The 17782-nt window shown below is 68.6% G+C and carries 29 protein-coding genes; 21 read left to right on the forward strand and 8 right to left on the reverse strand.

Translation table 11 applies throughout. The features are described from left to right. Positions 1-3 precede the first annotated feature (3 nt). The 7 genes from RM812_RS01295 to RM812_RS01325 are packed head-to-tail and all read left to right on the forward strand — an operon-like array spanning position 4 to position 6237. Positions 4-2235: a hypothetical protein gene (locus tag RM812_RS01295; protein ID WP_311570476.1), complete on the forward strand. Its 2232-nt coding sequence runs from the start codon at positions 4-6 to the stop codon at positions 2233-2235. A 3-nt stretch (positions 2236-2238) separates the two neighbouring features. Continuing rightward, positions 2239-3333, forward strand: coding sequence for a DUF5047 domain-containing protein (locus RM812_RS01300; RefSeq protein WP_311570477.1), 1095 nt, complete (start codon positions 2239-2241; stop codon positions 3331-3333). After that, on the forward strand, positions 3330-3941 hold the full coding sequence (locus RM812_RS01305) for a hypothetical protein (RefSeq protein ID WP_311570478.1): 612 nt from the start codon (positions 3330-3332) through the stop codon (positions 3939-3941). Before RM812_RS01300 ends, RM812_RS01305 begins: the two co-directional genes overlap by 4 nt. 9 nt (positions 3942-3950) lie before the next feature. Next, positions 3951-4571: a hypothetical protein gene (locus RM812_RS01310; RefSeq protein ID WP_311570479.1), complete on the forward strand. Its 621-nt coding sequence runs from the start codon at positions 3951-3953 to the stop codon at positions 4569-4571. A gap of 53 nt (positions 4572-4624) precedes the next feature. Next, positions 4625-5548 carry a peptidoglycan recognition protein family protein gene (locus tag RM812_RS01315; RefSeq protein WP_311570480.1) on the forward strand — a complete coding sequence of 308 codons (924 nt, stop codon included), beginning with the start codon at positions 4625-4627 and terminating at the stop codon, positions 5546-5548. Positions 5549-5568: 20 nt separating this feature from the next. After that, the gene (locus tag RM812_RS01320) at positions 5569-5931 is read left to right on the forward strand and encodes a hypothetical protein (protein WP_311570481.1); all 363 of its coding nucleotides are present in this window, start codon (positions 5569-5571) and stop codon (positions 5929-5931) included. Between the two features lie 12 nt (positions 5932-5943). Further along, positions 5944-6237 carry a hypothetical protein gene (locus RM812_RS01325; RefSeq protein WP_311570482.1) on the forward strand — a complete coding sequence of 98 codons (294 nt, stop codon included), beginning with the start codon at positions 5944-5946 and terminating at the stop codon, positions 6235-6237. A gap of 897 nt (positions 6238-7134) precedes the next feature. Here RM812_RS01325 and RM812_RS01330 read toward each other — a convergent pair. Continuing rightward, entirely contained in the window at positions 7135-7599 is a 465-nt protein-coding gene (locus RM812_RS01330) for a hypothetical protein (protein WP_311570483.1), read from the reverse strand. 592 nt (positions 7600-8191) lie between these two features. Here RM812_RS01330 and RM812_RS01335 point away from each other — a divergent pair. Beyond that, entirely contained in the window at positions 8192-9814 is a 1623-nt protein-coding gene (locus RM812_RS01335; protein WP_311570484.1) for a TROVE domain-containing protein, read from the forward strand. 60 nt (positions 9815-9874) lie between these two features. Here RM812_RS01335 and RM812_RS01340 read toward each other — a convergent pair whose 3' ends face one another. Next, positions 9875-10174, reverse strand: coding sequence for a hypothetical protein (locus tag RM812_RS01340; protein ID WP_311570485.1), 300 nt, complete (start codon positions 10172-10174; stop codon positions 9875-9877). Between the two features lie 3 nt (positions 10175-10177). Here RM812_RS01340 and RM812_RS01345 point away from each other — a divergent pair, with 3 nt between their 5' ends. Further along, positions 10178-10498 carry a hypothetical protein gene (locus RM812_RS01345; RefSeq protein WP_311570486.1) on the forward strand — a complete coding sequence of 107 codons (321 nt, stop codon included), beginning with the start codon at positions 10178-10180 and terminating at the stop codon, positions 10496-10498. 46 nt (positions 10499-10544) lie between these two features. Here RM812_RS01345 and RM812_RS01350 read toward each other — a convergent pair whose 3' ends face one another. Continuing rightward, a complete protein-coding gene (locus RM812_RS01350) occupies positions 10545-10823 on the reverse strand; it encodes a hypothetical protein (protein ID WP_311570487.1) in 279 nt (92 codons plus the stop codon). A 101-nt stretch (positions 10824-10924) separates the two neighbouring features. Beyond that, on the reverse strand, positions 10925-11143 hold the full coding sequence (locus RM812_RS01355; RefSeq protein WP_311570488.1) for a hypothetical protein: 219 nt from the start codon (positions 11141-11143) through the stop codon (positions 10925-10927). A 121-nt stretch (positions 11144-11264) separates the two neighbouring features. On the opposite strand from RM812_RS01355, the gene RM812_RS01360 reads away from it, so the two are divergent. The 5 genes from RM812_RS01360 (at position 11265) to RM812_RS01380 (ending at position 13748) form a co-directional block, all read left to right on the forward strand. Continuing rightward, on the forward strand, positions 11265-11573 hold the full coding sequence (locus tag RM812_RS01360; protein WP_311570489.1) for a hypothetical protein: 309 nt from the start codon (positions 11265-11267) through the stop codon (positions 11571-11573). An 89-nt stretch (positions 11574-11662) separates the two neighbouring features. Continuing rightward, positions 11663-11818 carry a hypothetical protein gene (locus RM812_RS01365; RefSeq protein WP_311570490.1) on the forward strand — a complete coding sequence of 52 codons (156 nt, stop codon included), beginning with the start codon at positions 11663-11665 and terminating at the stop codon, positions 11816-11818. Beyond that, a complete protein-coding gene (locus tag RM812_RS01370; RefSeq protein WP_311570491.1) occupies positions 11815-12831 on the forward strand; it encodes a tyrosine-type recombinase/integrase in 1017 nt (338 codons plus the stop codon). The genes RM812_RS01365 and RM812_RS01370 overlap by 4 nt, the downstream gene beginning before the upstream one ends. Before the next feature lie 45 nt (positions 12832-12876). Beyond that, complete coding sequence (locus tag RM812_RS01375) at positions 12877-13212, forward strand: hypothetical protein (RefSeq protein WP_311570492.1); 336 nt, start codon at positions 12877-12879, stop codon at positions 13210-13212. Between the two features lie 197 nt (positions 13213-13409). After that, entirely contained in the window at positions 13410-13748 is a 339-nt protein-coding gene (locus tag RM812_RS01380) for a hypothetical protein (protein WP_311570493.1), read from the forward strand. Positions 13749-13985: 237 nt separating this feature from the next. Here the strand turns inward: RM812_RS01380 and RM812_RS01385 are convergent, their stop codons facing one another. Together RM812_RS01385 and RM812_RS01390 are read right to left on the reverse strand one after the other, a co-directional pair. After that, positions 13986-14171 (reverse strand): hypothetical protein, encoded by a 186-nt coding sequence (locus tag RM812_RS01385; protein WP_311570494.1) that lies wholly within the window; start codon positions 14169-14171, stop codon positions 13986-13988. A gap of 96 nt (positions 14172-14267) precedes the next feature. Beyond that, positions 14268-14531, reverse strand: coding sequence for a hypothetical protein (locus RM812_RS01390; RefSeq protein WP_311570495.1), 264 nt, complete (start codon positions 14529-14531; stop codon positions 14268-14270). A gap of 120 nt (positions 14532-14651) precedes the next feature. On the opposite strand from RM812_RS01390, the gene ku reads away from it, so the two are divergent. After that, entirely contained in the window at positions 14652-15536 is an 885-nt protein-coding gene (gene ku, locus RM812_RS01395; RefSeq protein WP_311570496.1) for a non-homologous end joining protein Ku, read from the forward strand. Here the strand turns inward: ku and RM812_RS01400 are convergent. Continuing rightward, positions 15533-15871, reverse strand: a complete 339-nt coding sequence (locus tag RM812_RS01400) for a DUF6233 domain-containing protein (RefSeq protein WP_311570497.1) — start codon at positions 15869-15871, stop codon at positions 15533-15535. The two genes, ku and RM812_RS01400, sit on opposite strands and share 4 nt — an antisense overlap. Before the next feature lie 45 nt (positions 15872-15916). Here RM812_RS01400 and RM812_RS01405 point away from each other — a divergent pair, with 45 nt between their 5' ends. From RM812_RS01405 to RM812_RS01425, 5 genes are all read left to right on the forward strand, one after another. Further along, on the forward strand, positions 15917-16138 hold the full coding sequence (locus RM812_RS01405) for a LexA family protein (protein WP_311570498.1): 222 nt from the start codon (positions 15917-15919) through the stop codon (positions 16136-16138). Continuing rightward, on the forward strand, positions 16135-16332 hold the full coding sequence (locus tag RM812_RS01410; protein WP_311570499.1) for a hypothetical protein: 198 nt from the start codon (positions 16135-16137) through the stop codon (positions 16330-16332). The genes RM812_RS01405 and RM812_RS01410 overlap by 4 nt, the downstream gene beginning before the upstream one ends. A 20-nt stretch (positions 16333-16352) precedes the next feature. Then, the gene (locus RM812_RS01415; RefSeq protein ID WP_311570500.1) at positions 16353-16631 is read left to right on the forward strand and encodes a hypothetical protein; all 279 of its coding nucleotides are present in this window, start codon (positions 16353-16355) and stop codon (positions 16629-16631) included. Between the two features lie 106 nt (positions 16632-16737). Beyond that, positions 16738-16947 carry a hypothetical protein gene (locus tag RM812_RS01420; RefSeq protein WP_311570501.1) on the forward strand — a complete coding sequence of 70 codons (210 nt, stop codon included), beginning with the start codon at positions 16738-16740 and terminating at the stop codon, positions 16945-16947. Then, positions 16944-17129: a hypothetical protein gene (locus RM812_RS01425; RefSeq protein ID WP_311570502.1), complete on the forward strand. Its 186-nt coding sequence runs from the start codon at positions 16944-16946 to the stop codon at positions 17127-17129. Before RM812_RS01420 ends, RM812_RS01425 begins: the two co-directional genes overlap by 4 nt. Here the strand turns inward: RM812_RS01425 and RM812_RS01430 are convergent. Beyond that, entirely contained in the window at positions 17126-17362 is a 237-nt protein-coding gene (locus RM812_RS01430; RefSeq protein ID WP_311570503.1) for a hypothetical protein, read from the reverse strand. The two genes, RM812_RS01425 and RM812_RS01430, sit on opposite strands and share 4 nt — an antisense overlap. A 115-nt stretch (positions 17363-17477) precedes the next feature. Between RM812_RS01430 and RM812_RS01435 the strand changes: the two genes are divergently transcribed. Further along, the gene (locus RM812_RS01435; protein WP_311570504.1) at positions 17478-17780 is read left to right on the forward strand and encodes a hypothetical protein; all 303 of its coding nucleotides are present in this window, start codon (positions 17478-17480) and stop codon (positions 17778-17780) included. The last annotated feature ends 2 nt before the right edge of the window (positions 17781-17782 follow it).

Consider the following 17782-nt stretch of genomic DNA (forward strand, 5'->3'; position numbering starts at 1 on the left):
ACTGTGGCGATCCCCGGGAACCTCCTCAGCCCGACCACCGAAAGCGTTGACCCCAACACCTCAGGGTGGACGACCAAGCTGAACTGCACGATCAGCAAGGGAGGAGGCGGTCGAAACGGCGACGGCTGCCTCCTCGTCAAGAGCGTGGCAGCGGGGGAGACGCAGGTCCGTACCGTCTCCTCCTACGTCATCACTGCGGGCGTGGTGTATGAGGCCTTCGCGGACGCGTCGGGCGCGACCGTCCCGGAGCGCATCGGTATCCGCTGGCTCAGTGCTAGCGGGACAGAGATCAGCATCACGTGGTCGCTGGTGACGATGACGGCCTCCGCCACCTGGCACCGGATTTGTGTCGCCGGGGCGGCGCCGGGCGGTGCGACGCAGGCACAGGTGCTGCTGTCGACGATGACGCCAGCCGCACCCAATGTGATCAACTACTTCGAGAACGTCTACCTCGGACTGCCGATCAGGACGACCGGCAACCTATTCGGATTCGGCACTGAGTCGACAGAGATCGACGCCTCCGGCTGGACCTCCGAGGTCAACGCCACGATCAGCCGACAGGTACCGGTGGCGTCCTGGGCAGCAGACTGGTACTGGGCGGGCGGTCACACCCTCGCCGTCACCGCCACTGCCACCGGAAATGCGGCGGCGATCACCGTGGACAGGCCGACCATCACACCTGGCGTCGAGTACTTGGCCTACGCCTACCTGCAGCCGCCGACGCTGTCGTCGGTGGCGTGGATCGAGCTTCGCTTCTACGACAGCAATGGCAACCAGATCCATACCTCCCGGGCGACGTTGGCGCCCCCCGGCACAGGCTTCTACCGGCAGCTCCTGTCCGCTGTCGCTCCGGCGGCTGCGGCTACCTGCGGGATCGCCGCAGGACTGGACGGTGCTGCCGCCGGGCAGGTGCTCCGCCTGGAGACCGTCGTCGTCCGCGCCCTCATCCCGCTCGTCGCTGGCACGGTCATCCCCTATGCCAACAGCAGCTTCGAGCAGAGCACGGGCGGCTGGACAGTCACATCGGGTCCCGCGACTCTGGCCCGGTCCACGCCGTGGGGTGCTGCCGGCTATGCCGGGAATTACGCGCTGGCCGTCACCTCGGCGACTGCGGCGACCTCCACAGTCGGCTCCCCACCTGCCCCGGTCACCGAGGGCGTCAACTGGCGGGCCCAGGTCATCACTCGACAGGGCGCCGGCGCTTGGACGACGGTGACCGTCCGCGTCCACTGGTACGACGCCAGCAGCGCGAGCCTTGGCACGAGCACCGGCACGGCCTACGCGGTACCGGCGGGCAGCTGGTACCTGTTGACCACGGATGCGATCGCACCTGCCGGGTCGGTGCAGGCCGCGGTCGAGGTGGCCGCGGTCGCGTCGGCGGCGGCGTCGGTGATGTACGTGGACGCGGTCGCGCTGTGGCAAGTGCTGCCGCTCACGGCCGTTGAGGCGGTACCGGGTGACGGGTACGTGCGGCTCACGTTGCGGGAGCTGCCCGCCGACTATCTGATCAGCGTGTACAGGGTGACGGCCGACGGGAAGCGCACTGCGGTCCGCGGCTCGAATGGACTGATCGTGCAGCAGCCCCTCACGTCGGACCTGATGGTGCTCGAGGACCATGAGGCGCCGCTCGGTGTACAAGTCACGTACCGCATTGAGCTGTACAGCGCACCCGGTGTTCTCGCCGCCACCCGGTCTTCCGAGGCGGTGACCCTGGTCCTCGATGACATCAACACCGTGTGGCTGAAGGATCCGGGGAACCCGCAGCGGGCGTGCAAGGTGATGGTGGCGAAGGCCCCGGACTGGCAACGCCCGATCGAGCAGGCCCAGTTCGTGGTCCGCGGGCGCCGCAACAAGGTGATCCTGTCGGGGCGCCGGCAGGGGTTGGAGGGCGACCTGGCGATCTGGACACGGTCCGACGCCGAGCGGGAAGCGCTCCATCTGCTGCTCGACTCGGGCAACACTCTGCTCTGGCAGGCGGTGCCCGGTATGGGTGTCGCCGACATGTACGTGTCCGTCGCCCAGGTCACCGAGGCCCGGATCAGCCCGTTGGCGCAGGAGCAGTGGCGGGCTTGGACACTGCCGCTCGTCGAGCAGGACATGCCGGTGACCACTGGTATCAACGGACCGGCGGGCCGGACCTGGCAGGACGTCGTGACCGAGTTCGCGACCTGCGCGGACCTCCTCGACGTGTACGCGACCAGCGAGGATCTTCTGCTCGACCGCCGAACGGGGTGATCGATGTACCCCGTCTCCAGCCGATTCCTTGCCCGGCTCGCCGAGTCCCACCGCGTCGCCACACGCGTGCAGCTGTTCCTGACGACGGGCGACGTCATCGACCTGGAGCACACCGGCGGGTCGGTGACAGTCGACCGCGGGCAAGCCATCCGCCGCACCTGCACCGTCACCGTCGCCGACCCGTCCCTGATCCCGCGAACACCGACGGACCAGCTCGCTACCTACGGGGCCCGGCTGCGGCTGGCCCGCGGCATCGACTACGGCACCGCTGAGCAGCCCGAACTGGTGCCGCTCGGCGTGTTCCGCCTGGACTCCGTCGACGGCGACGTCAACGAGGGCCCCGTCACACTGCAGGGCAAAGACCTGTCTGCAATCGTCGCCGACGACAAGCTCACCGAACCGTGGACGTCGACGGGCACCGTCGTCGGCGCGGTCACTGCTTTGATCCAGCGGAGCATCCCCGACGCCGACATCATCAGCCTCATCGACGACACTCTGATCGGCTCCCGCACATTCGATGTGCAGGCCGATCCGTGGGCCAGCGCCCAGGAGATCGCCGCGGCGGCCGGCGCCGAGGTGTATGCAAACGCGGACGGCGTGTTCGTGATCGCCACCCTGCCCGACCTGCTGACGGCGGAGCCGGTGTGGGCGGTGGAGGCCGTCGAGGGCGGCGTCTACATCAAGGGCAACCGGGCCATGTCCACGGACAAGGTCCACAACGGCATCCTGGCTCGCGGCGAGAACACGTCGGAGAACGTCGCCCCAGTTTCGTGGCTGGCCGTCGACGACGACCAGGGCTCGCCGACGTACTGGGGCGGCCCGTTCGGCCGCCGACCGGACTTCTACAGCTCGTCGACACTGACGACGCTCGCCGCGTGCCAGCAGGCGGCGATCCTCAAACTGCGGCAGGCCAAAACTCCGAACGCGACCGGCGACATCTCGGCGCTGCCGAATGCGGCGCTCGAGCCGGGGGACGTCATCCGCGTCACCCACGAGGACGGCACCCGTGAACTCCACCAGGTCGCCGCATTCACCGTGCCGCTGTCGGAGGACGGAGATCTGCCGATCTCCACGATCTCGGCAAAGGAGGACGCGTGACCGCCCCGCAGCGGCCCGCCCCGGCCGTCCACCGTGACCTCGCCTGGGCACTGAAGCAGCAGGCCACCCGGGCGGGGGAGAGCGCACCGTCCGTGCGGGGATCAGACTGGAGGCTCGCCACCGTCACCGCCGTCAACGAAGACGGCACCGTCGCCGCCGACGGCATCCCCGCCATCCGCTGCATGCCCACCTACGACCTGCCCACCGTCGGCGACGTCATCGTCATCGACCAGAACTCGGCCGGGAACTGGATCACCTGGGGGCGCCTCGCCACCACCACCCAGACGTGGACGGCGCTGACACTCGCTGATGGCATCCAGTATCCGGGGCACGGCTATCCGCCCGCCTACCTGCGGGAAGGCCGCCGGATCTGGCTGCGTGGCCGCTTGGGGCCCACGTCAGGGACGGTCACCGACGGCGCCACTCTCCTCACCATGCCGACAGGCAGCCGGCCTGGCGCGGCCATGTCGTGGGCCGTCGCCCGAGACTCCGCAGTCTTCCCTGCAGTCGTCCGGCTGGAGATCGCCGCGACCGGTGCGGCACGCACCTACCAGCCCACCACTGACCTGTCGTGGGTGTCCCTCGACGGCATCAGCTACACCATCTAGGAGGGGCGCATGCCCGACCCCGACACGTGGGGCCAGGACATTCCGATCTGGCAGATGACCGACGCGCCATCCATCCCCGACGCCATCAAGGGCCTCGCCGACGGCGTCATCCCCCGCGGCACCCTTTTCTACGACTCCGCAGCCGAGCGCGGCTCGACGCTCGTCGGTGCGCAGGCGCCCGTGGACGGCATGACGACCTGGCTGCGGGACGTGAAACGTCTCGAGCTGCGCGTCGACGGCGAATGGGTTGTGGTCGCCGTGGGCGCCCGCGCCTGGACCACGGTCACCCTCACGTCGGGCTGGGCACAGAACGGCAACGCGCAGGGCAACCTGCAATACCGGATCGTGAACCTGGCCGGCGACGACACGATCATGCTGCGCGGTGGCGTCAGCCGCGCAAGCTACCCGTCGACGCTTCCGGGCTACTTCACCCTCAACACTGCAGCGCTGCCTTCCAACGCGCGGCCGTCGTCTCTGCGCACAGTCACCGTGCCCTGCTCTGACCTGTCCAGTAACCGGATCGCCCTGAAGGTGGATATCACCCCCGACGGCTGGATCCGCCTCTACGGCGTCGACTCCGTCAACAAGCCGCCGTGGATTGGCTTCAACGGCGTCTTCACCAGCCTCTAACCAACCCCCGCACGCCCCGCCGCGCCGGGGGCTTTCCCATACCTGGAGACCACATGGCCACACCGATGAGTCACGACCAGTGGCTGAAGGCCCTCCGAGCGGAGGGCGTCACCGTCCAGGAGTATCCGGGCTGGCGTACCCGCGAGCGGGACGACGAGACCGGCCTGACGTTCGGCCCAGTCCACATGTTCCTCAACCACCACACCGCTGGCCGGAACTCCCGCGACATCGTGGCGAAGAACGGCGTGCCCGGCCTCCCCGCACCGCTCGCACACGTCTACCTCGCCAAGTCCGGCGTGGCCACGATGTGCAGCGCCGGCCGCGCGAACCACGCCGGGACGATGGCCCGCAACGCCTACACCTCGTTCCTGAACGAGCAGAGCACGCATCCGGCCCCGTCCCAGGCGTCGGGCACCATCGACGGCAACGACGTCTCCTACGGCTGCGAGACCGAGAACCTCGGCGACGGTAAGGACGTGTACCCGCGCACCCAGTACGACGCCTGGGTGCGGATCAACGCCGCCGTCTGCCGGTATCACGGCTGGTCAGCCGAGTCGGTCGGCTGCCACAAGGAGACGTCGGTCGAGGGGAAGGTCGACCCCCGTGGTCCGGTGGAGGGCTACGGCTCTCGTGGCCGGTTCGAGTTCACCCCTCGCCAGTTCCGTGCGGACGTGGCCGAACGCCTGCGTCACCCCGCCTCTTGGAGCCCCAGTTCTGTCTCGAAGCCCAGCATCCCCCAGTCGAACCCTGAGGAGGACGGCATGCCCACCGTGCAGGAGATCGCCGAGGCGGTCATGCACTTCCCGATGGACGACCCCCGCACCAGCGGCACCAAGTACGTGCGCGTCAAGGACGTCCTGTGGTGGATCGGGGCCGACGCCGCCCACGCCAACGCCCGCACCGAGGCCCTCGAAGCGCAGGTCGCCGCCCTCACCGCCAAGGTCGACCGGCTCATCGCCGCCAACACCCAGGGCTGACAGCCCAGAACGGAACTCTCATGAGAATCTTCGGCCGCGAGCCCGCCCTCATCATCGCCACCATCTCCGCCGGGCTCAGCCTCCTCGTCACCTTCGGGTTCGGTCTCTCCACCGAGCAGGCCGGTGCGATCGTCGCTGTCATCTCCGCGGTGTTCGCCGTGGCTACCGCCGTCGTCACCCGACCTATCGCGCCGTCGGCGTTCACTGGCTTGACCGCCGCGGTTGCCGCACTCCTCGCCGCCTACGGCCTCGAGCTGTCCACCGAGAAGATCGGCGCCCTCAACGCGGTCGTCCTCGCTGGACTCGCCCTCCTCACCCGCGGCCAGGTCGCCCCCGCCGACCCGAGCGCTCCGGCCACCACCGAACCGCCCCGCGCCATCTGATCGGAGCCACCCGTGGACGAGCCGACCCTCGGGGAAGTCGTGCGCCGCTTCGAGGACCGGTTCGTCGACCTCCGCGACGACATCCAGCAAATCGGGCGCCGTCTCGACGAGAAAGTCGACCAGCGGATCTACGACCTACGGCACGAAGCCCTCGGAGCCCGCGTCACCACCCTGGAGACGCTGCGGGAGAAGGACACGGAGAAGCTGGTTACCACTCGTCGCTGGCTGATCGGCGCTGTCATCGTCCCGCTGATCGGCATCCTGCTGCCCGTCGTCATCCTTCTGGTGCGGGGGTCGGGATCGTGACACGCTCTGAACTCCGCAAAGAGGAAAGACGCTGGCGACGCGGCGACGTCCTCGCTATCGCTGTCGCTGTCGCCCTCGGTTCCGCCTTCGCCTGGATCGTCCTCACCATCCAGGACCTCACCCACGAGCTCCGCACAGCCAACCAGGCGCGCGACGCCCTCGCCACCCAGGTGCAGGAACTCGGCGGGAAGCCCGTCACCGGTCCCCCGGGCAGCCGTGGCGAACCCGGAGACAGCGTCGTCGGCCCACCCGGCCCCAAGGGGGACCGTGGCGAACCGGGCCCAGCTGGACCGTCAGGGCCCCCAGGACGAGCGGGCAGCGACGGAACCGACGGCACGGACGGTGAACCCGGAGCCCGCGGCGAACCTGGAGCCGCTGGCGAACCCGGCTCGGCAGGGTCCAATGGACCAGCAGGGCCCGCTGGACCCCCCGGACCACAGGGCGAACCCGGTCCGCAAGGCCCCCAAGGTGTACCCGGACAGCAAGGCGAACGCGGCCCCGCCGGCCCAGCATGCCCGGATGGCTACAGTCTGCAGGCCCCAGCTGGTGACCCGGACGCCCTGGTCTGCCGCAGGAGTGGTGCACCGCCGCCTGAAGAGCCCGGTACTGTCCCACAGGCCCTGGCCCTTGATCCCAACCGCCGCGAGTACATGTAGGAGACCCGATGCCCGACCCGATACCTCTCCGTCCGCGCACTGACGACGGTGCCGCGGACGCCCGATCGCTTGAGGAGATGGGCCGGCTCGAACCCCAGCCCATCCCGGAGCCCGCCGCCAACCCGTTCCAGGAGCCCATCTACCCGGGTCTCCCTGGCGGGTACGTGCCCGACGAACCTGCGTGAACGCCAGTGCCCCCCGCCGCCTGCATCAGCGGGCGGCGGGGGGCACTTCGTGGTGGTTAGGACTCGAGCTGCTTCTTCACCTCGGCCAAGTTCGGGCCGGCGTCCGTGGACGGCATCTCCCAGCGGAAGGCCTTCTCCTCGCCGTCGATGTATATCAGCGTGCCACCCTTCGCTTGGGCCGGCGTCAGGTCGAAGACTTGGGACCGCCACTGGTAGGCGCCCGGCTGCACCGCATCAGCGTTGTCGTACTTGCCCATGGTGACCATGGTCGAGTTTCCGCTGTCCCAGCCGATCATCTCGCCGTCGGGGGCCATCCACTTCCAGCCCCCGCCCGTGATCGGGGCAGGCTCGTCGGCGGCGACCGCAGTCATCGCCTTGTCCTTCATTGTGATGACGGCGAAGACTCCGTTGGCCGCTGTCTCACCGGATCCCTCCTTGGCGAACACGATCGTGTCCGGGGTGATCTCCAGGACGCCCGTGCCACCGTCGCCCGTGGTCCTGGCCGGCGTACCGAGTTTCATCCCCTTCTCCACCTGGCCCGTGGGCTGCTCGCTCGGCGCTGCCTCGGCAGATGAGGCAGAGGGCGGCTTCGACGCCGAGTTTGTGCTGTCACTGTTGTCTCCACTGCCGCACGCGGTGAGAGCGGCCAGGAGTAGAGCGGCAGTAGCCGCAGTCGCGTGTGCGCGCATGATTCCCCTCAAGGTTGAACGCTGGAACACCGTAGGCCACAAGTGATGGAACTGTGCGCACGGGTTACCGGGCTGTGACACAGCGAAGTCAATGAGGCGAATCTCGCAATTTGCTGGACAAGCAACCCAATTTGCTGCCTAGAGTGGTGCCACAACTTCATGCACCTCCCGGTGCGCAGGCCGCGGCTACTTCTTTGGAAAAGTGCCGCTGCGGCCATCCTTGATCTCGGGAGGCACAGCATCGGGGGTGCCCGGTGCGCAGGCAGCGGATACTTCACAGTTAATCCGACGGTCGCGGGTTCGAGTCCCGCCCGGCGCTTGGGCGTTGGTAGCTCAGTTGGTAGAGCATCGGCACAAGGACCGCAGCCGACCTTGATCTCGGGCACCCCACTGCTGGACCTCCCCTCCACGTGAGGGGCTTTTCATGGCCAGGTTCAACACCCGCGCTGCCCGTCCCGCTGTCCACTCGCCCGTGAAGACAACCGGGGAGAAGACCGTCACCCACGAAGGCGCCGCCGGACACCTCCGCGACTCGAAGTCCGAGCTGTTCCTCCTCGCCGTGTCCAACATGGTCGGCACGGACACGTTCTACGAGAAGGGTGGCCAGCGTGACGACCGCTACACCCGGCTCGTCCGGCAGCTCGCTATCGAAGACCCCGAATGGACTGCCGGCCTGCTCGGCTGGCTGCGGGGCGAAGGCAACATGCGGACCGCGGCCCTCGTCGGCGCCGCCGAGTTCGCCGCCGAACGCCTCCTCCACGGGACGCCCGGCTACTCCCGCCAGGTCATCGCATCCGTCATCCAGCGCGCCGACGAACCGGGCGAGATGCTCGGCTACTGGACGAGCCGCTACGGACGCCGCCTCCCGAAGCCCCTCAAGCGGGGCATCGCTGACGCCGTCCAGCGCCTCTACACCGAGCGGTCCCTCCTCAAGTACGACACCGACTCCAAGGGCTACCGGTTCGGCGACGTCCTCAACCTCGTCCACGCCAGCCCCAACGCAGCTAAGCCGTGGCAGGGAGACCTGTTCAAGCACGCCCTCGACCGACGCCACGGCGGGGACGACGCGATCCCTGAGCAGCTCGCCGTGCTCCGTAAGCGCGCCAACCTGATGAGCATGCCCGTTGAGCACCGCCGTCTCTTCATCGAAGGCAACGCGGAGCGCCTTGCCCAGGCAGGCATGACGTGGGAGGCGCTGGCCGGCTGGCTCCAGGGCCCGATGGACAAGGCGGCCTGGGAGGCGATCATTCCCAGCATGGGTCTGATGGCTCTGGCGAGGAACCTCCGCAACTTCGACGAGGCTGGCGTCTCCGACGAGGTCGCCGCACAGATCTGCGCCCGCTTCACCGACCCGGAGCAGGTCGCCAAGTCCCGCATGTTCCCGTTCCGCTGGTGGGCCGCCTACAAGCACGCCCCCTCCCTGCGGTGGGCCCACGCCCTCGAACAGGCCCTCGGCCACTCCCTCACCAACGTGCCGCGCCTGAAGGGCAGCACGCTCATCCTCGTCGACCGGTCGCCGTCGATGTTCCCCGGCTACCACTTCTCCACCCCGCACCAGTCGGACATCACGCTCGCCGAGCAGGCCGCCGTCTTCGGCGCCGCCCTCGCCCTCCGCGCCGAGAAGCCCACCCTCGTCGAGTTCGGCGGCGGCTCCAAAAAGATCGACGTGACCAAGGGCGGCAGCGTCCTCAAGCACATCGAGGCCTTCGGACGAATCAACGGCACCGACATCCCCGCCGCGGTCAAGGCCCACTGGTTCGCCCACGACCGCATCGTCATCGTCACCGACGAACAGACCCGGCCCGGCTGGCTCCCCTCCAACATGTGGGGCCACGGCGGCATGCGGGAAACAGCCATCGACAACCTCGTCCCCAAGGCGACGCCGGTCTACATGTGGAACATGGCCGGCTACAAGCCCGGCGCCATGCCGTCTGGGAAGACCGGCCGCCACACCTTCGGAGGGCTCACCGACCACGCCTTCCGCGTGATCCCGCTGTTGGAGTCGGCCCGCGACGCCGCCTGGCCGTGGGAACGGCCGGCTGCCTGACCTCGTCGGACACCGCCCCCGCCCCTCTGCCGTGGCAGAGGGGCGGGGGCGTCGCTGTGTCTACTTGCCTTCGCGGATCGCGTCAGCCACGTCGCGGAGAGCTGCCCCGACGGCAAGCAACGCCTGGATCTGCGCGACAGCAAGGAGGCGGGCCTCCGCTGCATGCTGGTCCGCGCCTGCTGCGTTCCAGGACTGTTGTGCGTTGTCGAGTGCCCGCGTCTGCAGTTGCTCGTAGTTCAGCTCTGCCATCTCCACCCCTTCGTTGCTTGCCAGCGTCGCGAGTCTGCCGAAGGCGCGGCCCGCTGTCAGCAGGGCCTCACCGCCGTGCGGGGTGGGCGGCAGAGAGACGTAGGCTCGCACGCCATGAACGACTCTTGCGATGCAGGCCCCATCCTCGACCGCATGCTCGCCGCGGCCCGCGAAGGACTGAGTAGGTCCACCTGGCGGATCGGTGACCCGGACGAGAAGCTCCTCCTTCCCGTCATCGGCGCACTGACCGTCCACCTGGGGAAAGAGCTGGGCATCGCGGACGAAGGCTGGGACGCCGCTCAGACCCGAAGCAAGGTGGCGGACGAGCTGCGGACGGCGGCTCGCCGGCATCCGGTAGGGACGGCACGCCACCAAGCCTTCCTGGAAGCAGCGCGGATGGCCGAGGATGGGGCGGGCTCCTCAGCGGAGCGGTAGCGCCCTGCTGCCCCAATACCGGGAGGCGGCAGGGCGCGGCGCTTGGTCAGAACGGTGCTTCGCCGCTTCCCAGGATGCGCATCACGCGCGGGCTGGCGGGGTTGGCGGTCCAGTCGGAGGTATGCGGCCGGATGAACTCTGCTGTCTTCTGGTCGATGAGGAGGTGCCCGTCGCTGACGTTCAGCAGAGCCCGGAAGAGCGTTGCGTCGTGGAAGGTGAGGGTTCCGCGCCAGCTGCCGGACGCGTCCTTGGTGAGGTCGGCGTCGGTGTCGAACTTGGTGCCGTCCTCGGTGAGGAGGATGGCCTTGCCCGTGTACGTGGTCATGCGTCGAAGGTAGCGACGACGTCAAGCGGGTCCGCTCAACGGGGCGCTGTCTGCTGGGGCTTGGGCCGTCCAACTCTCGATAACATGCCATATCGCGGGTGTTATTTGGGGTGATTGTCCGACTCTTCGGAGAGCTGCGACTCGCCGTCGAGAGCGCCCCGCTCGCGCCGCCTTCGGTTCACGTACCGGTGAAGGTCGCTCACAATGACGTCGGTCAGCGAGCGACCCTCCGCCTTCGCCTCCGTCATGGCGGCGTTCCAGAGTTCGTCGGGTACGCGGACGTTCCGCAGTGGCGTCTTGCCGGTGGCTGGCCTAGCCATCTCTCCCCCTCGGGTCTGTAGGTACAGAAACTAGCATCCATCTGGCGGGATCGCTTGACAAGGGTTTCGCTCAGGCGCATTGTGTAGGTACACAAACCGCATCCGAGCAGGGGAGATAAATATGGCCGCCAATGAGCCCGTAGCCACCTTTACCATCGAGGGTCGCGACTACGAGGTGATCCGCATCGGCAGGGACCCGAGGAGCTCGTCCTGGAACGTCTTCGGCGCGTTCCCTCGCCGCACTGCCGAGGAGCTGGCCATGCCGGACTCCAAGCGGCCGCCGCTGTCGCCCGTCTACGGGGCGCCCGCCGAAGGTGTCGAGGGGTGGCTCGTGCACGACGAGATGAACCGCCGTGAGCTTGGCGTCGCAACCACCTACGAGGACATCGCGCGCATCGCCGCCAAGGACCCGCACCGTCCCCTCGTCTGAGCGGCAGTAGGCATGACGGCGCCCCGGCTGAAGGAAGCAGCCGGGGCGCCGCCCGTACCGTACCTGACCCAACACCCATGGAGGACATCGTGAACCAGCCCGAAAACGACTTCCCCGATTGTGACCGCTGCGACGACACCCAGCTGGCTCCCGACGCCTACATCCCCCACGAGACCGAGCACGGAACCGCCTACCGGCATGCGCCCTGCCGCAGCTGCCAGCCTGAGGCGTGGGAGAACCCGTGACCGACCTCATCTCGCGTCAGCCGGACGCCACCCCTGCCGTCTACGACGCTGCGACGCTCGCCGTCCTGCATGCGATGGAAGAGGCGGCCGAGAAACACCTCGACGCCATCCGCCCCCACAACACCAAACGCGGCTACGCCAACGACTGGGCACTCTGGGAGGAGTTCCACGACTGGCTCGCCGAACGCACCGGCCACCGCATGCCGTCGACCGCAGTCACTAGAGGCAACCTCGTCGGGTTCGTCGTCTGGCTCGACACGATCAAGCTCGCCACGCCCACGTCGATCGACCGGCGGATCACCGGGGTCACCGTCACCGCGCGTGGGCTCGGCGTCGAAGTCCCCAAGCTCGCCACCGTCTCCGCACGCAAGGCGCTCAAGCCACTCAAGAACGACCCCGAGCGCATGGCGCGTGGCCGAGGCAAGGCCGCCGCCGTCACCCCCGAACAACTCCGCCAGATGAACGCCGCCGTCGCCGACGGACTCACCGGACTCCGCGACCGCGCCCTCTGGCTCATGGCCTTCGCCATCGCCGGACGCTCCGCCGAAGTCGCCGCCCTCCGCGCCGACACCATCGTCCACGTCAGCCAAGGCCTCGAAGTCCACGTCCCCGCCGTCAAAGGCCGCCCACCCCGGGACGTCGTCGTCCACGAGGGCAAGAACCCCGACACCTGCCCCGTCCGGGCCTGGCTCACCTGGCGCGCCGCCGCAGGCATCACCACCGGACCCGCCTTCCTGCCCATCACCGTCCACGGCCGCCTCGGCGACCGCGCCCTGTCGCCCGAAGCCGTCCGCGAGATCATCGCCCGCAACGCCGAACGCGCCGGGATCGCCGTCCGCCTCACCGGCCACTCCATGCGAGCCGGCTTCATCACCACCTCTCGACGCGCAGGCAAGCGAGAAGAGAAGATCCGGGAGCAGTCCGGGCACGCCGAAAACAGCCCCGCCTTCTGGGGCTACATTCGGGAGGCCGACAAGTGGACTGATGCCGCTTCAGAAGACATCGGCTTGTGATCACCTGGCCCCGCGCTGGGCGAGTATCGACGAAAGCAGCTCTTGATGGCAGATGACGACCGCTTCGAGAACGAGATCCTTTCCATGACAACCGCCCCGCCGGGCTGGACAGTCCGCGCACAGGTCAAGGCTCACAAGCGGGGGACCAGTGAGCGCTGGGTGGAGGAGGAACACGTCTTCCCCGTGGTGGGATGGGCTGTTGTCGCCTGCCGCTACCGGGATGGCAGCGTCAAGAATCAGGTCGAGCCCGTCTTCCTGACGGACGCTGGCCGGCTGGAGCACGAGTCGTTGTACAGGTGGCAGTACTCCGAGCTGGAACCCAAGGCCGGCCAGCCGAGAATCACGGTCTCCTTTGAGATTCGCGCACCCACACCTGCCTAGCGCACTGATGTCACGGTAGGTGGAAGGCGACCGTCCTGCCAGGCGTGCCAGACTGGCCGCGGCGCCCGCCTCGTATCCCCCGTCGAGGCGGGCGCCGTTGTGCTGGAGCGCCTGTCAGTCCGCTGCTGTACCGTCTTTCGTAGGCGCGGGGCCTAACGCGGTCGGGGTTGCGACCGCTTGAGAGTTCGGGAGAACTCATGGTCTTCGGCCGCGTTAACGCCGCCAAGTTCATCGCCCGTCTGCTGCCGGAACCGCACGAGACGGATCTCGGCGGCGAGACCGCCCACCACCTGCTGGCCACCGCCCACGCGGACATCGTCTGCTCGCCGTCGGGCCACCGGATCGGCTGGTCGGACTGCTACGCCGGCGCAGACATGCTGCCGCTCACCTACAAGGCTGATCTGTTCCTGGAGCCGGGCGGCGAACCCAGGCCGCTGCCGGACCACCTGACCGGCGAGTCCCGGGAGCGTGCGGTGGAGGCCGGCCAGAAGGCAGCGTGGATCCGCCGCGAGGCTCGTCGCCGCGGGCTCCGTTGAGGTTGTGGATCTGCCAGAACCACAACCTCGGCTTGTTGCAGTTCTGGCATCCTGGTGTTGGCCACTCTCGTCTGACGGCGGATACGTCGTCCCCGGGGAGGTCCGGTATAGCCGGGCGGCCCACTGGCAGTGCGGCGCCCCCGCCGGTGTCGTCCGATCCCTGCCTGGAGCCGGGGTAGCTACCCGGCGCACCGCCGTCCGCCCCGATCCTCCGCGTGAGGACGGGGCGGTCGTGCGTCACGTCCGCGGCGTGGGCAGCTCCCCAGGCTTCACATCGACCCTGTCTATGTCCGTGACGCCGGCCCTCTCCAGTTCGTCTCGGCGTCTCTCGGCGGAGATCTCGTCGTAGGCGACGGCGGAGGCGCGCGCCGTTCCGTCGGGGTCGGTCCAGGTGAAGCTGTAGCTCTGCATCGTGATCGTCATACGGGCATTCTGGCTGGTGGCACTGACAGCCAGGGCATTCGAACGCGGCAGCGCCCGCCTGCTGCGGATGCTGCCGCGGTACTGCCGCCCGGCTTGTCAGACTTCGTGGCTGTGGACGCCGCTGTCGGTGAGGGTGCCGTCGTGCTGTTCGTAGTGGGAGAGGGCGAGGCCGAGGCCGAAGAAGGTGGGCGCCCATTCGCCGACGAAGAGGCCCCAGCGGTCGGCGCGGTCGACGTTGACGCCGGGCTCGACTTTGAGGCTGGTGGCCCAGGCGGCGACGGTGAGGCCGATGGAGGCGAAGGCGGCCAGGTAGGCGTGTTCGCTCTTGACGCCCATGTCGTGCATCTTCTTGACGATCATCGGTGGCTCCGTTCCTGTGGGGTCGGGGGACGGAGTTCCACATCCGCTTCATACCATTCGCTCGCTTTGCGGCTCTTCGCCTAGGCTGACAGGGCTCGGGGCTGTCACGGAGGTACCCCCATGCCCCGCACCATCTGGTCCGGCGCCATCAGCTTCGGCCTGGTCACCGTTCCAATCCACGTCGTGTCCGCGACGGAGGACCACTCCATCCACTTCCACCGGGTGCACCTGGAGGACATGGCACGAGTACGGACCCGGAAGGTGTGCGAGCTGGAGGACCGCGAAGTGGCCACCAGCGAGATCGGCAAAGGGTACGAGGTAACCCGGGACTACATCGTCCCCGTCACGGATCAAGAGTTGCGGGAACTGCCTCTCCCGACGGTGAAGGCCATCGAGATCGTCGCCTTCATGCCGTGGGAGTCGATCGATCCGATCCGGATCGCCGACGGCTACTATCTGCAGCCCGACGGGCAGGTCGCGGCAAAGCCGTACAAGCTGCTCCGGCAGGCCCTGGAGCGCTCAAGCCGGGTTGCTGTCGCGAAATATGCCTGGTCGGGTCGCGAACGTCTGGGGCTGCTCCGGGTCCGCGAGGACGCGATCGTCCTGCACGCTATGCGCTGGCCCGACGAGATCCGAGACCCGTCCTCGCTGCTCCCGCCGCCAGTGGAACTGTCCAACGAGGAGATCGACGGCGCGCTGGCGTTGATGGACACCATGACCCGCGACGACCTGGAGGGCGACGAGTTCCGCGATACGTACACCGAGGCGGTCGCCGAATTGATCGAGGCCAAGCGGGAGCACCGGGAGCCGCCGGCCGTACCCGAGCCTGCGGAGACAGGCCAGCTCGTCGACCTCATGGCCGCACTGAACGAGTCCGTGGCCAAGGCCAAGGCGGGACGAGGCGACGGCGGGCATGCCGACGTGCACGAGATGCCGACCAAGCGGGCCACGAAGAAGGCGCCGGCTAGGAAGACGGCCTCGCGGAAGCCGAGGAAGAGCGCCTAGCCCTCGAGGAAGCCCAGCTCCGAGTCGGGCCTGCACGCCCCGCAGGCCCTCACTCCGTCGGCGAGTGCCTGTAGCGCCTCGCTCCGGCTGATGCCGCGCCTACGTTTCCCCGCGTTCCAGCAGTCGCCGACGTGCACCTGCACGGGTGGGCTGTCCCGGTTCAGGCCCTGCTCGAGGAGCCAGTCGGGCGGCGCCGGCCGCGCTTCGATGCCGCGCTGCCGTTCCTGCTCCCGCTGCTCGGCCGCGGCGATGGCGGCCCGTACCTCGTCCAAGGTGAGGACGAGCCATGTCTCCAGGGTGCGGAGTCGCGGCAGGTCAGGCGGCAGGTCGGTCACGCCTCCAGTTTGCGCCAAAATTCGAACAAGGTTTCTACTGGGGGCATGGCCAACCACCGCGTCGAGTACCTCACCAGCAGGCAGGAGGAGATCCTCCGCCACATCCGGCTGGCCATCACCAACGAGGGTGACGCCCCGACCGTCGCCGAGATCGCCACCGCCGTCGGTCTCCGCCCGTCATCCGTGCACTACCAGCTGCGCGAGCTGGAGGCCAAGGGTGCCATCGTCCGCGAGCCCGGCACCGCGCGCGGAATCCGGCTCGCATGAACGCCGGCCGCTACCTCGTCACCGTGACCGTCGACGGCCAACCGATGCTCCGCGGCTGGTGGCAGAGCGAGACGACCGCCCGCCGGAAGCACGCCCGGTGGATCGGCGAGCACGGCGACCGACCCGGCGCCTGGATCACCCTCACGGACGAGGAGACCGGCACCGTGCTGACGGAGTGGCCGGAGAAGCCGTGAGGCTCTGCCATCCTGGCGGCATGGACGCGCTACCGGCCTTCGATCCAGAACTGCACGACGAAGTGGCCCGCTCGCAGGGCCTGATCCCTGCGTCGATGGATGGGCTCACCCACTACTGCTCCAGCCGTGGCGACAAGACGCACCCCAAGTGCGGGGCAGCCCAGGGAACGCAGCTCTCGCGGAACTGGGCGCTGGTGGACTGCCTGGATTGCCGGGATGAGGAGCGCCCGGATCCGTTCGCCCCCAACCAATACGTCCTGTCGACGCGACGCCCCGGTACTGTCGGCGGCCCCTCGTAGACTGGTCGGACTATCCGGCTGACAGCATCGAGACCAGTCGGGTTTGTTGTTGCTGAAGCCCCGCCGAGCGTGGAACCCCGGCGGGGCCGCAACCCGGGAGGGTCGGATGGCTGGACGCCCAGGCGACGGGTGCAACGACTCGCGCGAGACTCACCCGCACTGGTGCGGTACCTGCGGCGCGCAGCGCCTGTTCAGCACCGAAGAGTGCAGGCTGCTGGTGATCGTGCCGCCGTGCCCCCGCTGCCAGAGCGCGGCTTGGAAGGACGTAGTCGACGAGCTCACCGCCCCGGACTACCGCGAGGCGGTGCGGCGGTGATCCGTCGCCTGCTGCGCCGTCTGTTCCCCGGCCGCGCCCAGGGCGGCAACCTGCCCGCGTACCGTCCGCGCCTTGGCGAGCAGCTGGTGATGCTCAGCCCCGGCCGGCGGATCGACGACCCCGACGAGGCGGAGGTGCTGGGGGTGACCGCGACCGCCAGCAGGCTGCGGCGAGGCCGCTAGTCCCCGTCCGCCCCCGGGTGTCGGACGGTCTTCTTCACGGCCATCTCCACGTCGTACCGCGACGTGCCCTCCGCCTTCGCGTGCTCGGTGATGGCGGCCTGCACGGCTGTCGCGGCCTCGACCCAGGCCCGTCGTGCGGCGTCCAGGTCGTCGACGCCGGGGGCCGTGTACCGCGCGTGCGCCTCCTCGGCCAGACGTTCCAGGTTCACCAGGTCTTCGAAGGTGTGTGCCACCCGGGGATCTTATGTCGATCGCCTGTGCTGGCTGGGCGTGGGCTCGTCTACGTGTCGGTGCGTATTTTCCCTACGTACATCTTGATTGACGTTCTTGATTGGCTACCTTGGTTGCATGACCGAAGAGACACCCAAGCGCCTCCTCCCCACCGGCGCCTGCTGGTGCGGCTGCGGCAATGAGACCGGCATCGGCAGCTTCTTCAGCCGCGGCCACGACAAGACCGCCGAAGCCGCCCTGCTCGCTGTGCGCTACGAGGCCTCCGTCGCTCGACTCCTCGACCACCACGGCTTCGGGCCCAGCAACTCCGTCCTCGAAGCGGCGGTTGCCGAGGGCGGCTGGGAGGTCTGCCCCACCTGCGAGTACGCCGGGGCGCCGCTCAGCGTCCGCAATCACACCCGCAAGTACCACGAGAAGTGAGG

This window comes from Streptomyces lancefieldiae (assembly GCF_031845825.1).
GTDB lineage: Bacteria > Actinomycetota > Actinomycetes > Streptomycetales > Streptomycetaceae > Streptomyces > Streptomyces lancefieldiae.

What these genes read in the sequence shown, in the direction of transcription:
- RM812_RS01330 (WP_311570483.1), bottom strand. Translation starts at nt 7,599, where the DNA reads ATGAAACTCGGTACGCCGGCCAGGACCACGGGCGACGGTGGCACGGGC.
- RM812_RS01345 (WP_311570486.1), top strand. Translation starts at nt 10,178, where the DNA reads ATGAACGACTCTTGCGATGCAGGCCCCATCCTCGACCGCATGCTCGCC.
- RM812_RS01350 (WP_311570487.1), bottom strand. Translation starts at nt 10,823, where the DNA reads ATGACCACGTACACGGGCAAGGCCATCCTCCTCACCGAGGACGGCACC.
- RM812_RS01420 (WP_311570501.1), top strand. Translation starts at nt 16,738, where the DNA reads ATGGCTGGACGCCCAGGCGACGGGTGCAACGACTCGCGCGAGACTCAC.
- RM812_RS01405 (WP_311570498.1), top strand. Translation starts at nt 15,917, where the DNA reads ATGGCCAACCACCGCGTCGAGTACCTCACCAGCAGGCAGGAGGAGATC.
- RM812_RS01360 (WP_311570489.1), top strand. Translation starts at nt 11,265, where the DNA reads ATGGCCGCCAATGAGCCCGTAGCCACCTTTACCATCGAGGGTCGCGAC.
- RM812_RS01435 (WP_311570504.1), top strand. Translation starts at nt 17,478, where the DNA reads ATGACCGAAGAGACACCCAAGCGCCTCCTCCCCACCGGCGCCTGCTGG.
- RM812_RS01335 (WP_311570484.1), top strand. Translation starts at nt 8,192, where the DNA reads ATGGCCAGGTTCAACACCCGCGCTGCCCGTCCCGCTGTCCACTCGCCC.
- RM812_RS01320 (WP_311570481.1), top strand. Translation starts at nt 5,569, where the DNA reads ATGAGAATCTTCGGCCGCGAGCCCGCCCTCATCATCGCCACCATCTCC.
- RM812_RS01410 (WP_311570499.1), top strand. Translation starts at nt 16,135, where the DNA reads ATGAACGCCGGCCGCTACCTCGTCACCGTGACCGTCGACGGCCAACCG.
- RM812_RS01310 (WP_311570479.1), top strand. Translation starts at nt 3,951, where the DNA reads ATGCCCGACCCCGACACGTGGGGCCAGGACATTCCGATCTGGCAGATG.
- RM812_RS01415 (WP_311570500.1), top strand. Translation starts at nt 16,353, where the DNA reads ATGGACGCGCTACCGGCCTTCGATCCAGAACTGCACGACGAAGTGGCC.
- RM812_RS01390 (WP_311570495.1), bottom strand. Translation starts at nt 14,531, where the DNA reads ATGATCGTCAAGAAGATGCACGACATGGGCGTCAAGAGCGAACACGCC.
- ku (WP_311570496.1), top strand. Translation starts at nt 14,652, where the DNA reads ATGCCCCGCACCATCTGGTCCGGCGCCATCAGCTTCGGCCTGGTCACC.
- RM812_RS01355 (WP_311570488.1), bottom strand. Translation starts at nt 11,143, where the DNA reads ATGGCTAGGCCAGCCACCGGCAAGACGCCACTGCGGAACGTCCGCGTA.
- RM812_RS01315 (WP_311570480.1), top strand. Translation starts at nt 4,625, where the DNA reads ATGGCCACACCGATGAGTCACGACCAGTGGCTGAAGGCCCTCCGAGCG.
- RM812_RS01380 (WP_311570493.1), top strand. Translation starts at nt 13,410, where the DNA reads ATGGTCTTCGGCCGCGTTAACGCCGCCAAGTTCATCGCCCGTCTGCTG.
- RM812_RS01300 (WP_311570477.1), top strand. Translation starts at nt 2,239, where the DNA reads ATGTACCCCGTCTCCAGCCGATTCCTTGCCCGGCTCGCCGAGTCCCAC.
- RM812_RS01375 (WP_311570492.1), top strand. Translation starts at nt 12,877, where the DNA reads ATGGCAGATGACGACCGCTTCGAGAACGAGATCCTTTCCATGACAACC.
- RM812_RS01385 (WP_311570494.1), bottom strand. Translation starts at nt 14,171, where the DNA reads ATGACGATCACGATGCAGAGCTACAGCTTCACCTGGACCGACCCCGAC.